Origin of the sequence: Isoalcanivorax pacificus W11-5 (assembly GCF_000299335.2) — a bacterium.
GTDB lineage: Bacteria > Pseudomonadota > Gammaproteobacteria > Pseudomonadales > Alcanivoracaceae > Isoalcanivorax > Isoalcanivorax pacificus.
Map to the genome: position 1 here is coordinate 3,450,596 of NZ_CP004387.1, position 13,456 is coordinate 3,464,051.

At 62.9% G+C, this 13,456-nt stretch carries 13 protein-coding genes; 10 read left to right on the plus strand and 3 right to left on the minus strand.

What is annotated here, in order from left to right; genetic code table 11:
* Window positions 1-6: 6 nt before the first annotated feature.
* Entirely contained in the window at window positions 7-2,184 is a 2,178-nt protein-coding gene (gene yccS, locus S7S_RS15445; RefSeq protein WP_008733532.1) for a YccS family putative transporter, read from the minus strand.
* 138 nt (window positions 2,185-2,322) lie between these two features.
* Here yccS and yidD point away from each other — a divergent pair, with 138 nt between their 5' ends.
* From yidD to S7S_RS15475, 6 genes are all read left to right on the plus strand, one after another.
* A complete protein-coding gene (gene yidD / locus S7S_RS15450; protein ID WP_008733530.1) occupies window positions 2,323-2,586 on the plus strand; it encodes a membrane protein insertion efficiency factor YidD in 264 nt (87 codons plus the stop codon).
* Window positions 2,576-2,923 carry a hypothetical protein gene (locus S7S_RS15455; RefSeq protein ID WP_008733528.1) on the plus strand — a complete coding sequence of 116 codons (348 nt, stop codon included), beginning with the start codon at window positions 2,576-2,578 and terminating at the stop codon, window positions 2,921-2,923. Before yidD ends, S7S_RS15455 begins: the two co-directional genes overlap by 11 nt.
* An 85-nt stretch (window positions 2,924-3,008) precedes the next feature.
* Entirely contained in the window at window positions 3,009-5,114 is a 2,106-nt protein-coding gene (locus S7S_RS15460; protein WP_008733526.1) for a TonB-dependent receptor domain-containing protein, read from the plus strand.
* Window positions 5,115-5,161: 47 nt separating this feature from the next.
* Window positions 5,162-6,415 (plus strand): YncE family protein, encoded by a 1,254-nt coding sequence (locus tag S7S_RS15465; RefSeq protein ID WP_035203342.1) that lies wholly within the window; start codon window positions 5,162-5,164, stop codon window positions 6,413-6,415.
* 141 nt (window positions 6,416-6,556) lie between these two features.
* Entirely contained in the window at window positions 6,557-7,105 is a 549-nt protein-coding gene (locus S7S_RS15470) for an outer membrane beta-barrel protein (RefSeq protein ID WP_008733522.1), read from the plus strand.
* A complete protein-coding gene (locus S7S_RS15475) occupies window positions 7,105-7,518 on the plus strand; it encodes an acyl-CoA thioesterase (RefSeq protein WP_008733520.1) in 414 nt (137 codons plus the stop codon). The genes S7S_RS15470 and S7S_RS15475 overlap by 1 nt, the downstream gene beginning before the upstream one ends.
* A gap of 88 nt (window positions 7,519-7,606) precedes the next feature.
* Here the strand turns inward: S7S_RS15475 and folE2 are convergent, their stop codons facing one another.
* The gene (folE2, locus tag S7S_RS15480; RefSeq protein ID WP_008733518.1) at window positions 7,607-8,560 is read right to left on the minus strand and encodes a GTP cyclohydrolase FolE2; all 954 of its coding nucleotides are present in this window, start codon (window positions 8,558-8,560) and stop codon (window positions 7,607-7,609) included.
* A 590-nt stretch (window positions 8,561-9,150) separates the two neighbouring features.
* On the opposite strand from folE2, the gene S7S_RS15485 reads away from it, so the two are divergent.
* The 4 genes from S7S_RS15485 (at window position 9,151) to S7S_RS15500 (ending at window position 12,138) form a co-directional block, all read left to right on the plus strand.
* A complete protein-coding gene (locus S7S_RS15485) occupies window positions 9,151-9,645 on the plus strand; it encodes a MarR family winged helix-turn-helix transcriptional regulator (RefSeq protein WP_008733516.1) in 495 nt (164 codons plus the stop codon).
* A 5-nt stretch (window positions 9,646-9,650) separates the two neighbouring features.
* A complete protein-coding gene (gene ectA, locus S7S_RS15490; protein ID WP_008733514.1) occupies window positions 9,651-10,190 on the plus strand; it encodes a diaminobutyrate acetyltransferase in 540 nt (179 codons plus the stop codon).
* 103 nt (window positions 10,191-10,293) lie between these two features.
* Complete coding sequence (gene ectB / locus S7S_RS15495; RefSeq protein WP_008733513.1) at window positions 10,294-11,586, plus strand: diaminobutyrate--2-oxoglutarate transaminase; 1,293 nt, start codon at window positions 10,294-10,296, stop codon at window positions 11,584-11,586.
* 147 nt (window positions 11,587-11,733) lie between these two features.
* Entirely contained in the window at window positions 11,734-12,138 is a 405-nt protein-coding gene (locus S7S_RS15500) for an ectoine synthase (protein WP_008733511.1), read from the plus strand.
* Window positions 12,139-12,247: 109 nt separating this feature from the next.
* On the opposite strand, the gene S7S_RS15505 is transcribed toward S7S_RS15500, so the two are convergent.
* Window positions 12,248-13,435, minus strand: coding sequence for a DcaP family trimeric outer membrane transporter (locus S7S_RS15505; RefSeq protein ID WP_035203043.1), 1,188 nt, complete (start codon window positions 13,433-13,435; stop codon window positions 12,248-12,250).
* Window positions 13,436-13,456: the final 21 nt, after the last annotated feature.

A 13,456-nucleotide genomic window follows, 5' to 3' on the forward strand; every position in this document is an offset into this window, starting at 1 on the left:
CCTTTTTTATGACGCCGGCTGCAGGCTGTCGTGCAGCGCCATCACCTGCCGGCAAATCAGCGCCAGTTGCGACTGCACCCGGCGATGGCCTTCATCAAGTTCCTCCGGAATCGCCTCCAGCGCCTGCGCCAGTTCTTCCATGCGTTGACCACCCGCCGGCACCGGCTGCGACTGCATCAGGGCCTGCGCCATCGCATCCAGCCAGTCCGCCATCGTTTCCACTGCGTCATCAATCAATGCATCGCTGGCATGCGCCTGCAACAGATCCCGGTGCGCACCCAGTGCCGACAGATAATTCAGCAGGGCATGGGACAACGCCAGAAAACGCAGCCCGCTTTCCACATCGCCCCGCAACCCGTCCGGCTCCTCTCGCATATTCGCCAGCATTGCGGCCAGCGCGGCGTCGGCGTTGTGGGCTTCGCGCCGGGCGATGCGGTAATTCAGATCATCCCGTTTGCCCGTGTCGTACTGGTGCATGATCTGCCGCAGGTAGCGACCATGGCTGGCCAGGATCGTTGCCTGCAAACGATCAAGCCGTCGCCCCTGCCAGTCAGGCAGCACCAGCAGTACGGCTGCGCCGGCCAGCGCACAGCCCAGCAGCGTATCCATCAGGCGCGGCCAGAACAGCGCGTAACCATCGCCCACCTGGTTGAAACAGAACAGCACCAGCAAGGTGATCGCCGCCGTCGCCACCCGGTAGCGCCGATGGCGTGTGGCAAAGAACAGCACACCCGCCACCACCGCGAACAGCGCTTGCCACTGCGGTGACGGAAACAGATCGAACAGCGCCCAGCCCAGCGCCAGCCCGAGCAGGGTGCCGGTGACCCGCTGGCCAAGCCGGCGCCGTGTGGCACCAAAACTCGGCTGGCAGACAAACAGCGTGGTAAGCAGAATCCAGTAGCCCTGTTCTGCATGAAGCGCATGCATCAACCCGTACCCGGCCGGCAATGCCAGCGCCAGCCGCACCGCATGACGAAACACGGACGACGCCGGGGTCAGGTGGCTGCGCAGACGCGCCGTGATTTCCCGCGCGGTACGTGGCGAATGGTCAAGCAAGGTGCTGTCGTGTTCCGCCACCAGGGCATCGGGCCGTCCGGCACGCGTCAGCAGATCCTCCAGGTAGGTGAGGTTGTCCATCAGCGCACCGAGCAGGCGCAGCAGGCCACGCCGCGCCGGATCGCTTTGTGTGGTCAGCCACGCCATGGACGTGCGCAGATCATCAAAGGCCGGATTCGGCATGGCACCGTAATCGAACGGTTGCCGCTGGCGCAACGCACGGCCGAGCGCCTTGCAGGCACTGCCCTGCTGGCGCAGCACGCGCTGGAAACGAAACATCACATCGCTGTGAAAAAACGCCTCCGCCAACCGGTGATAGGGATAGTGCGACGAACTGGCGCGCTCATGAATATCCTGCGCCAGGAAATACAGTTTCAGGTAGCGATTCACACGCTGCCCGGCGCGGCGCCGCGCCAGCCGGTGCAGGATCACGTCGCGCGCATCGTTCATGGCCTCGACCACACGCCGGTTTTGCTGTGCCAGTGCCAGCCGGTGGCTTTCCACATCCAGTTGCGTAAGCGGCTCGAACAGGCGCGATTTCAGCTTCAGGTATTCACCGAGTTCGATAAACACGCGCGACAGCACCTGCTGCACGGCCTGCTGGGTAAACAGCGCCTGCCACAACACCGACAGCAATCCATACCAGGCGGCGCCGGCCAGCAGGCGCAGCGGTTCCTGCCATAGCGCCAGCGTCACACCATTGCGCTGGTCAACGCCGATCATGCTGTAGATGGACAGGATCAGTGTCGCCGAACCAATGCTCGCATAACGACCGCCCAGCGCGCCGAGCATCACCAGCACGAAGCTGGCCAGCGACAGCGCCAGCACAAACGGCACCGGCCAGGGGAACAGGATTTCCACCGTCAGCGATGCCACCGCAAAACACAGCAGCGTCACCAGCAGCGCGCGCAGCCGGCCGCGCCAGTTGTCGTCGGTTTCCGCCAGCGCGCTGGCAATGACACCGAGAAACAGCGGAATCAGCCAGTCCGGCCGGGCAGTGAAATGGCTCCAGAGCAGGGCGCCGGAGAGCGCCAGCAAAATGCGCAGGCTGTCGCCGAACGCCTCCTGTCCCCACAACCGCCCGAAGGCGTGACGAAGCGGAGACAACAGGGTGGCGGCAGCGGGCATGGCGAGGCGTCACGGCAATCGGGAAGCGGTCACTATACCACTGCGTGATCATCTGGACTTTTGTTACAACATATCATAATCTGCCACGCACACTTGGCCCCGAACCGGCCACCCTTCCGACGCCTCAACGCATGGTGCATGGTGAAATCCCTGCTGCTCGGCATGATCCGACTGTACCAGTTCCTGCTCAGTCCCTGGGTGGGCAACCAGTGCCGTTTCTATCCGACCTGCTCAGAGTACGCTCGCCTGGCGATCATTCATCACGGCAGCCTGCAGGGCAGCTGGCTGGCCACAAAACGCGTCTGTCGCTGCCACCCCTGGCATCCCGGCGGGTTTGATCCGGTGCCCGGCGTCCCACTGCCCGAGGACGCACATCCCGAGGCCGATGACGATGCGCGCTAGCCGGTCGTGGCGCGCCCTGCCCTGGCTGCTGGCGCTGCTGATGGTCGTGGGCCAGGCCCATGCCGTGGTGCATGCGCTCAGCCACATCGACGTTGGCACCGGGCATACGCTGCACAGCGATCACGACAACGATCACAGGCTGCCCGGCCATGCCGGCGTGTCGCATTCCGATCTCACCTGCAAGCTCTGCGCCGCCGGACACGCCACCCTGCCGGCCGCCACCCTGCCGCTGATTCCGCAACACGAAACCCACGCCTGGTGTGCCCCACCGGACAACCGCAGCCTTGCCGCGCCCCGCGAGCAATACCTCTGCCGGGACCCTCCCCGCGCCGGCTGACCGCCGGCCCCGCTGCTTTTCCTGACCCGCGTGCCGGCGGTCATTTCCTGCTTTCCGGAAACTGACTGCACACGAGGGTAATCGCATGTTGAGCAAATACCGCCAGCTCGCGCTGGCGACGGGGACCGTGATGGTCGCCTCACTGGCCAGCGCCAGTGTGCGCGCCGATGCGGAGGACGCCGGCACCACGCACCAGCTCGCGCCGGTGCGGGTGTCGGCCATGGCACTGGACGAAGACGCCGACAAACTGGCCGCGCCCTACAGCGTGATAGAGGAAGACGAAACGTTCCGCCGCAGTGCGGCCACGCTCGGCGACACCCTCAATGGGGAACCGGGTGTGCACGTCGACACATTCGGCGCTGGCGCCGGCCGGCCGGTGATTCGCGGCCAGACCGCGCCACGGGTCAGCGTGCTGTCTGACGGTGCCGCGCTGGTGGATGCCTCGGCAATTTCGCCGGACCATGCCATCACCGCCGAGCCACTGCTGATACGCCGGGTGGAAATCCTGCGCGGCCCGTCCACGCTGCTGTACGGCGGCGGCGCCATCGGCGGCGTGGTGAACCTGCTGGACGACAAGATCCCCACCGCCATGCCGGAAGAGGGTGTGGACGGCTTTGTCGCGCTGCGCGGCAACACCGTCGCCAACGAACGCGCCGGGGCAGCCGGGATCACCGCGCGCGCCAGCGAACACCTGGCCATCCACGTGGAAGGCTCGACCCGCGACGCCAACGACTATGAAGTGCACGGCTTTGACACGCTGCGCGTGGACGGCACCTTTGCCGAAAGCCACAACGGCAGCGCCGGGTTGTCCTGGATCACACCGCGCGGCTATATCGGCATGGCCTACAGCTACCGCAAGGACAAGTATGGCCTGCCGGGACACAGCCATGAGTACGAAGGTTGTCATGCGGAGGGCGGCAGCCTGCACTGCGACGATGACGGTCACGACCATGGTCACGATCACGACCATGAGCATGACCACGCGCAAGCCGCCCCCTGGGTGGATCTGGAAAGCGAGCGGGTCGATCTGCGCGGTGAATACCGCGACCCGGTGGCCGGTGTCGAGCGCGTGCGTTTTCGCGCCAGCTACACCGACTATGCCCACGATGAAATCGAGGGCGGCATGGTCGGCACCCGCTTCCAGAACCTCGGCTATGAAGCCCGGGTCGAGGCCGAGCATGTGCCGGTGGCCGGCCTGCACGGCGTGATCGGGGCACAGTACGGCTTCAGCCGGCTGACCACCGAGGGCACCGAGGCGTTCCTGCCGCAGACCGAAACGGAAACCCTCGGGGTGTTCATCCTGGAACATTACGCACTCAACGAGCAGTGGCACCTGGAAGCCGGTGCACGGCAGGACTATCAGAAGATTGCCACGCGCAACGATCCGCAGGACCTGCCGCACTCGCGCATGTACGGCACCTCGGCGTCGGCGGCTGCCACCTGGCAATTCCTGCCCCGCTACAGCCTGTCGTTGACGGCCGCCCGCTCGCAGCGCCTGCCGCACGCACAGGAGCTGTATGCCCGCGGCGTGCACCTGGCCACCAACACCTATGAGTGCGGCCTGTTCCCGAGCGCCCTGACCTGCGGCGGCGCGGCCGATGACGCGCGCATCCGCGCGGAAACCTCCAACAACATTGGCCTGACGCTGCGCCGCACCATGGGCGAGCTGACCTTCAATATCGGCGTGTTCCACAACCGCGTGAACGATTACATCTACGCGCGCACGCTGGACCAGTTCGAGGATTTCCGGCTGATCAAGTACACCCAGGCCGACGCCGAGTTTACCGGCGCCGAGGCGGAAGCCACCTGGTTCCTGTCGGACCAATACTCCGTCACCGCCTTTGGCGACACGGTGCGCGCCACCTTTGTCGACGGCGGCAACCTGCCGCGCATTCCGGCCTATCGCGCCGGTGCACGGGTCAACCGCTACTGGGACACGCTGACCGGCGAAGTGGAGATGTATCACGTCGGCAGCCAGGACGACATTGCCGACTACGAACAACGCACACCTGGCCACAACATGCTGAACGCATCACTGACCTGGCATCCCGCCGGCGACGATCGCTACAGCCTGTTCGTGCGCGGCACCAACCTGCTGCGCGAAAAAATCTGGCATCACAGCTCGTTCCTGGCCAATAACGTGCCGGAACCGGGCCGCAACCTCAGCGTCGGCGTCCGGCTGACGTTCTGAGCACTGACGTTGCAGTGATCACCACACGCATCATGGAGCAGAACATCATGACCCCTTTTTCCAATGGCTTTGCGCGCCCGATGGCGCTTTCCCTTCTCGCCGCCAGTGTCGTCCTCAGCGGCTGTGGCAATGACAGCAACCCGCGCCCCGGCACCGGGGATGATCACGACCACGGCGGCCTGCGCGGCCGGCTGGTGTTCACCAACGCCGGCAGCGATGCGCATGCCTATGTGTACGATCTGGATGCGGGAGAAATGCTGCCGGACCTGCACCTGGACTATCCTGCACACAGCCTTTATGCCAGCCCCGGCAAACGCTTCGCGGTCATTACCCAGCGCGACACCGGCGCCAACCCGAACCAGGTCCAGTTCGTCGACGCCGGCCTGTTCGCCCACGGCGATCACATCGACGCGGCGAACCCGTCCCTGGTCAGTCTGACGCTGTCCGGCGAAACGCCAGCGCACTACCGCACGGTGGAAGACCAGGCTGCGCTGTTTTTCGACGGCGCCACGGCCAGCAACCGCTTTGTGCTGTTTACCGATGCCAGCCTGGAAGCCGCCAGCATCATGGCGGCCGACAGCAGCCTGGCCGCCCACCACGGCATCGCCGAGCCACGCGGTGAGTTCGTGCTGACCAGCAACGCCACCCGCGATGCGATTGAGGTGCACGAGCTGCACGGCGATCACTTCCATCTGGAAGAGACGCTGGCCGAACCCTGCACCGGGCTGCACGGCGGCGGTTCGCTGGAGGATTTCGCGGCGTTCGGCTGTGACGACGGCGTACTGGTCGTGGCACAGAACGGCGCCACCTTCACTGCCAGCAAGGTCGCCACGCCGCTGCGCGTCACGCAGGTCAGCGGCCACCACGCGCTGTCACAGTTCGCGACGTTCGCCACTGGCAATCAGGTGATGTACGCGGTGGATCCGGTGGCCGGCACCCAGCAGGAGATCGACTGGTCCAACGGCGCCGGCGCCACACGCAGCCAGCACCAGATCGACGCCCACGGCGAGCATCTGCTGGTGCTCGACACCACCGGCACCCTGCACGTACTGGAAGCCGATGACTGGTCCTATAAAGGCAGCGTCGCGGTACTCGGCAACGTTACCGGCGCGCAGATCACCACCAGCGGCACGGAAGATATCGCCTACATTACCGACCCGGCCAATGAAGCGATCCTGGCCGTGGACCTGGAGACGGTGACCCTGCTGGATGATGAACGTATCGAGCCGGGTTTTGCCCCCGTGGGCCTGGCCTGGACCGGCGTTGTCGAGGCCGGTGACGAGCACGATCACGCGCACTGAGCCTGACAGGCGAAGGGGCAAGGCCCCTTCGCCTGTGTCCGCCCGCACACCACACGCACACCACAGGACAGGCGGCGAGCGAGGGGCAAATGAATCCGCTACAATGCCCCGCATTCGAGATTCATGACCTCAGGAGCCACCATGAAAGCAGTCCTGCGTACCCTTGCTGTTGCCGGCCTTACCCTGGGCACCTTCATCGCCCTGCCCGCCCAGGCGCAATCCGGTTATGTGACCATGGGCTATGTGCTGAGCGACCTGGAACCCAAGCGCGCGCGCAGCAGCGCCGATGTCGACGCACTGCAGTTCGGCTTCGGCGGCTGGTTCAACGCCGAGCAGACCTTCGCAGCCGAAGGCCGTATCGCCCTGGGCCTGGGTGATGACAGTTTCACCAACCAGAACGGCATCCGTGGCAAGGTCGAGATCGATCGCTACTACGGCGGCTACCTGCGCGCCCAGTTCCCGAACACGGTACCGGTCCGCCCCTACGGCCTGGTCGGTGTCACCCGCGTGGAGACCACCGAGAAGACCAATGGCAGCCGTGGCCGCAGCTACAGCGATGTCTCGCTGGGCTTCGGTGTCGACGTCCGCCTGGACCGCAACATCTTCGTGACCCTGGAATACCTGCGCGCCACCGACAGCAGCAGCAGCGAAGTCACCAACCTGACCCTTGGTATCGGCGGTCGTTTCTGATGACCCGGGGAGATTTCCCCTACTGCCACCGCCTGCGCGTCCGCTACTCGGAAGTGGACGCGCAGAACGTGGTATTCAATGCCCACTATCTGACCTACTTCGACGTCGCGCTGAACGAATACCTGCGCGAACTCGGCTACGACTACCACGCCCTGGTGAAACAGCAGGGGCTGGACTTTCACCTGGTGAAATCCACCGTCGAGTACCTGGCACCGATTCATTTCGATGAAGAACTGGATATCGGCGTGCGCGCCGGCCGCCTCGGCAACAGCAGCCTGACCTGGGAGCTGGGCGTGTTTCGCCGTGACGAGGACGCCTGCCTGAGCCGGGGCGAGATCATCTGGGTCTGTGCTGCGGTGGGAACACACAAGGCGCATCCGCTGCCGGATGAGCTGGTGCGATTGCTGTCGTAATCCGGAACCCTCACTGCGCGAGCCCCAAAAACGGGCCAAAAAAAAGAGAGCCGAGGCTCTCTTCTTCTGGTGTCCGGGCATGCCGGCTTTATGGAATCGGCAGGTAACCCCCGTCCACATTCTTGGTCACAATCGCCACCGCATTGTGTGCGTGCAGGCTCTCCAGGTGGTTCACCCGCAGCCAGAAGTCCTTGTACTGCGGATCCTGGTCCATGACCACCTGCAGGCGCCGCGCAGCGTCTTCGCAGAACATCAGGTTCTGGCCATTGAGACGGGCGAATTCCTGTTCGTCCTCACGTTTCACTGCGGTCTGCACTGGCGTCTTCAGCGCACCCTCGATCAGGTCGATCAGGGCAGTAATCGGGAAAGCGTCATCCTGGGCATGATCCAGCAGCACCCGCACCTGGGCGATGGAGCGCTGGCTGTGCGGCGTGGCCACGATGCCCTGCTCGGTGCCGAGCCATTCGGCGGCATCTTCTGCATCAATGGTGCCGACATCACCGAACTTCTCGCGGAAGGCGTCCTGGATCAACTGGCGTGCCAGCGCCGCCGAACACGGGCAGGTGGAGGAATACGGCACTTCCACCGACAGCTCGATACGCAGGCCCTGCTCGCACAAGGTGCCGGCGATACGTACCGGGTAGCTCTTCCAGCCGGCGTACTGGCTCTTCAGCGACGGGCGCCGCACCGAATATTCGAAGTCCAGCTCGACAAAGGCACGGCTGCTGAGGCCGTCGTGAGTGTGCAGGAAGTTTTCCAGCAGCGTGCGGATGGACGCCGTGCTGACGGAATGATCACCGAAGGTTTCTTCCAGCATCAGGTACAGGCGCGACATATGAATACCGCGCGCGTTGGTGTCCGCCAGGTTCACATACGCCTGTATTCTGGAACTGATCGGACGCTCACCGTGCACACTGTCGCTGACCCGCGCCGGCAGGTGGATTTCACTCATGCCCACCCAGTCCAGCTTTGGCCCTTTATGGCGGCTGGCCATGCTGGCGACATCCGGCATGCTGTGGGGCGCTGCGTCTTCGCGTTTCATCAGGATCTCCATCTTGCACGGGCGGGCCGTGGGATGCGGCGGTCAGGGCAGCGGCCCGTGACGCCTCGGGGCGGGCAAGTCTAGCAGAAAAGCCCGGGGTAATTGACCGACTTTCCGTGGGGGGATATCACGCTTCCTGCACCCCCATGCACGATGCTGCGCCACGCGCACGCCTTCGCGCTTTATCACCTGTCGTCAGGGGCGGAAGTGTAGCCGCCAGGCACGTTTTTCAAGCGTGAAACCGGGCTATGGCCTTCATAGCCCGAAACTTTCCGTGACCACCCGTTCATTCCCTGAACACCCCGCAGCACGCGGCTTTGCGGCATTTCTGCAGCGATCCGGGTGGCCGGCGGCAAGCATTTTTACGCCTTAAATTTTGACATCTAAAGTTTCGGGCGCTATGGTTTACGCCACGTTTAACGGATAGATATTCATATTTATCAACCTATTAAGTATGGATATCGAGGAGCGGACGCGAAATGAGTAGCCCACGCCCTCATTACTTTTACTTACTGTCGAGAGTATCAGCAGACATGGCGAGGCATGACGAAGTGTTGATTGCATTACGCAGAATCATTCGCGCGACTGATATGTACTCGCGCCATCTGAGCAAGGTCGCCGGGCTGACCGCCCCGCAACTGCTGGTGATGCAGTCCATCGCCAATCGCGGCGAGATGACCATGGGCGATATCGCCGATGAGGTGTCTCTCAGCCAGGCGACCATCACCACCATTCTCGACCGGCTGGAAAAACGGGAGCTGATCCAGCGCACCCGTGGCTCCACCGACAAACGCCGGGTGTACGCGAGCCTCACCGAGGCCGGCGCCGTCCTGCTGGAGAAGGCCCCCACGCCGCTGCAGGAAGAGTTCATCGAGCGCTTCGCCGAACTCAACGACTGGGAACAGTCATTGATCCTGAGTTCGCTGCAACGTGTCGCCGCGATGATGAATGCCGGCGATATCGACGCCTCACCGGTGCTGGATCTCGGCGCCATGGATCGGGCCCAACCGACCGTGGACCTCAGCGACCGGCGAGCGCGCAGCGCCCCATCCAAACCCACCATTTCCGAGGCCAACAGAAAGTAAACGCTATGCTTGCAGAGAAAACGGACACCCAACAGGACCAGGACAGCACACCGCAGATCGCGCTGCGCAAGCCGGAGAGTCAGGACGGCGCCCGTCTGCACAAGCTGATCAGCGAGTGCAAGCCCCTGGACGAGAACTCCACCTACTGCAACCTGCTGCAGTGCACCCATTTTGCCGACACCTGCGTGGCGGCCGAGATGGACGGCGATCTGGTCGGCTTCATCTCCGGCTACATCCCGCCGAAACAGCAGAACACGCTGTTTGTCTGGCAGGTGGCGGTGCACGAGAAAGCCCGCGGGCAAGGCCTGGCCAAGCGCATGCTGGCCGAGCTCATCGGTCGCGACGAGTGCGCCAACGTGCAGTTCATCGAAACCACCATTACGCCGGACAACGAGGCGTCATGGGGCATGTTTCGCAGCTTCGCCTATGCGCGCCGCATGCCCACCGAACAGTTCATCCTGTTCGACAGCCGGCTGCATTTTTCCGGCGAGCACAAGGACGAACATTTGCTGCGCATTGGCCCGTTCAACCGCGACGACGCCTGAGCGAACACCCTGATACATACCCACGTGGCACGACGGCGGATGCCGTCACCACACAGTGAGCCCCGCTCACTCCGTCATACCCACGCATTGGGAGGTGCGAACCATGGACACACAGATTTTTGACCGTATCGAATCCGAAGTGCAGAGCTATGCCCGCAGTTTTCCGGTTCTGTTCAGCAAGGCCAAAGGCTCCTATCTCTATGACGAGGAAGGCCAGGCCTATCTGGACTTCCTGGCTGGCGCCGGCACGCTCAACTACGGCCACAACAACCCGGTCCTGAAGGAAAAGCTGGTCGCGTACCTGAGCGAGGACTACATCGTGCACGGCCTGGACATGCATACCGTGGCCAAGCGCAATTTCCTCAACATGCTCAACGACGTGATCTTCAAGCCGCGTGACATGGAGTACATGGTGCAGTTCACCGGCCCGACCGGCACCAATGCCGTCGAAGCCGCGCTGAAGATTGCCCGGAACATCAAGGGCCGTTCGAACATCATCACCTTCACCAACGGCTTCCACGGTGTATCGCTGGGCTCGCTGGCCGTGACCGGCAACAGCCACCACCGTGATGCTGCCGGCGTCGAACTCAACGGCGCCACCGTGATGCCGTACGACGGCTACATGGGTGAAGGCGTGGACACCACCGAATATATCGACAAGCAGTTGTCCGACTCCTCCAGCGGTGTCGACAAGCCCGCCGCCGTGATCGTGGAAACGGTGCAGGGCGAGGGCGGCATCAACGCAGCCAGCTTCGAGTGGCTGCGCAACCTGGAGAAGCTGTGCAAAAAGCACGACATGCTACTGATCGTGGATGACATCCAGGCCGGCTGTGGCCGGACCGGCACCTTCTTCAGCTTTGATGAAATCGGCATCAAGCCGGACATCATCACGCTGTCCAAATCGCTCAGCGGTTATGGCCTGCCGTTCTCGGTGGTGCTGATGAAGCCGGAGCTGGACCAGTGGAAACCGGGCGAGCACAACGGTACGTTCCGTGGCCACAACCCGGCGTTTGTCACCGCTGCTGCCGCGCTGGATCACTTCTGGCGTGACAACACCTTCGGCAACGAGGTGAAACGCAAAGGCCGCATCATCAGCGAGTACTTCAGCGCCATCGCGAAGAAGTATGGCCCGGAATGGTTCACCACCACCGGCCGCGGCATGATGCAGGGCCTGGTCTGCACCAGTGGTGAACTGGCCGACGAGATCACCTCGGAGGCGTTCAAGCGCCATCTGATCATCGAGACATCCGGCGCAGACGATCACGTGGTGAAAACGCTGTGCCCGCTGACCATTTCCGAGGAAGACCTGCGCAAGGGCCTGCAGATCGTGACCGACAGTGTCGATCAGGTCATGCAGGACAAGGCCAAGCCGAAGAAAGTCGGCGCGGTGGCCTGAGGCGCCCGAGTTACACCGCCTCTCCCGTAACCAGCGGGCCGCGCCGGCCGGTTACCTCCCCGGGAGAGGCCCTATTCCCCGCCCGCGCCCCGTTTCCGGCGCGGGCTGTTTTCGCCGAAGGACCGGCACCGTCCAGAGGAGAGTTCAATGATTGTTCGTACGCTTGAAGAAACCCGCAATACGGATCGCGCCGTGCGTGCCGAGAATGGCAACTGGGAATCCGTGCGCCTGTCCCTGAAAGACGATGGCATGGGTTTCTCGTTCCACATCACCACCATTTTCGCCGGTACCGAAACCCACATCTGGTATCAGAACCATTTCGAGACGGTGTACTGCATTTCCGGCGAGGGTGAAGTGGAGACACTGGATGATGGCAAGATCTGGCCGATCAAGCCTGGCACCGTGTACATCCTGAACAAGCACGACAATCATCTGCTGCGTGCCAAGACCGACATGCAACTGGCCTGCGCTTTCAACCCGCCGCTGCATGGCAAGGAGCAACACGACGAGAACGGCGTGTATGCCCTGGAAGCGGAAGCCATCGAAGGCTGACTCTCACGCACGCCGCACATAAAAAACGGGAGCCCTGTTACCAGGCCTCCCGTTTTTTGCGTCCAGCGCCTGCTCAATTACGCCGGACGCCCTCCCTTTGTAGCACGGATCAGAATGCCAGCTTGGCGGAGAACTGGAAGCGCTCTACGTCGCCCTTGTCGCCGCTTTCGTTTTCGCGCTCGCCCCAGATCAGCTCACCACCCAGCTCCAGACGCGCCACCGGCGTATAGATCAGGTTGACGTGCGCTGTACGGTAGGCTTTCGCGACACCGGCTGCCACGGTATCCGGGTTATCGGCTTCCACCACGGAGGCGGACACGCTGGAACGCCACTGGTCACTCCACAGATGCCGGTAGGCCAGCATGGCACCCCAGGTATCGATCGGCTCGATGGAACCATCCGCTTCGATTTCACCGGAACGGAAACCGTTCAGTGCAATATAGCGGCCGATGGCATTGCCCCCGGTCAACTGCAGGCGAATGTCGTTGCCGCGATCGCCCACCGGGATCTTGCCGGAGAAGTTCACGCCGTAACCGTATTCGCTTTCGCGGCTGCCGGTGCCATCACGGTAGGCCAGTTCGCGGCCCATGACAGCCAGGCTGTAATGGGCTTTGCCGACAGGCATCCTGTAGCGGACGATCAGGTCGGGCACGCGGTTGTCATCGAACGAGCTCGGGTTGCCCACCAGGTTGCTGGTGTCATACAGCGTGGTGGACGGGTTTTCCATCGCGAAATCCCACTGGCCCGGGCTGTAGCGAATCTGCGCCTGACGACCGAAAGTCGTACCGGCCGGCCCCACAAAATCGAGCAGGTCGGGCAGTGCTGCGACGTCGAAGAAGGTGGTCCAGGTCTGGCCCATCAGCCAGTCGTTGAAAGTCAGATACGCGTGACGGATACGCGGTGCATAACTGTTGCTGATCCGCTCATCGCCCATGCTTTGCGTGGAAAAATCCACTTCGATGTGAGTACCGAGTTTGCCGTAGTCTGTCTGCGTGGTGGTTTTCAGCCAGAAACGGCTTTCCTTGGCGCTGAAATCGGTGTGGGCGCCACCGCTTTCACCTCCCACAGGGATCGTGCTGGGCACGAGATAATCATCGCCAATGGTCGCCGTGGCCCGGTTGCCGTCACTGAAACGGCTGACCTGCGCATCCAGTTTGATATAACCACCAATATCCACCTTGGTCCCCGATTGCAACCGGGATTCCAGTGCGGAAATTCTTTCTTCCAGGGTTTGCGCGCTTGCAACGTTAGCGCTGAGTGCAGCCGCGAGTACGGCGAGTGACAGCCTTGTTTTCATTATTAAGTCCTCCTGAGCAGT

Excerpts from the sequence above, each read along its gene's own strand:
- yccS (WP_008733532.1), bottom strand. The coding sequence starts at position 2,184 with ATGCCCGCTGCCGCCACCCTGTTGTCTCCGCTTCGTCACGCCTTCGGG.
- yidD (WP_008733530.1), top strand. The coding sequence starts at position 2,323 with ATGGTGAAATCCCTGCTGCTCGGCATGATCCGACTGTACCAGTTCCTG.
- S7S_RS15455 (WP_008733528.1), top strand. The coding sequence starts at position 2,576 with ATGCGCGCTAGCCGGTCGTGGCGCGCCCTGCCCTGGCTGCTGGCGCTG.
- S7S_RS15460 (WP_008733526.1), top strand. The coding sequence starts at position 3,009 with ATGTTGAGCAAATACCGCCAGCTCGCGCTGGCGACGGGGACCGTGATG.
- S7S_RS15465 (WP_035203342.1), top strand. The coding sequence starts at position 5,162 with ATGACCCCTTTTTCCAATGGCTTTGCGCGCCCGATGGCGCTTTCCCTT.
- S7S_RS15470 (WP_008733522.1), top strand. The coding sequence starts at position 6,557 with ATGAAAGCAGTCCTGCGTACCCTTGCTGTTGCCGGCCTTACCCTGGGC.
- S7S_RS15475 (WP_008733520.1), top strand. The coding sequence starts at position 7,105 with ATGACCCGGGGAGATTTCCCCTACTGCCACCGCCTGCGCGTCCGCTAC.
- folE2 (WP_008733518.1), bottom strand. The coding sequence starts at position 8,560 with ATGAAACGCGAAGACGCAGCGCCCCACAGCATGCCGGATGTCGCCAGC.
- S7S_RS15485 (WP_008733516.1), top strand. The coding sequence starts at position 9,151 with ATGTACTCGCGCCATCTGAGCAAGGTCGCCGGGCTGACCGCCCCGCAA.
- ectA (WP_008733514.1), top strand. The coding sequence starts at position 9,651 with ATGCTTGCAGAGAAAACGGACACCCAACAGGACCAGGACAGCACACCG.
- ectB (WP_008733513.1), top strand. The coding sequence starts at position 10,294 with ATGGACACACAGATTTTTGACCGTATCGAATCCGAAGTGCAGAGCTAT.
- S7S_RS15500 (WP_008733511.1), top strand. The coding sequence starts at position 11,734 with ATGATTGTTCGTACGCTTGAAGAAACCCGCAATACGGATCGCGCCGTG.
- S7S_RS15505 (WP_035203043.1), bottom strand. The coding sequence starts at position 13,435 with ATGAAAACAAGGCTGTCACTCGCCGTACTCGCGGCTGCACTCAGCGCT.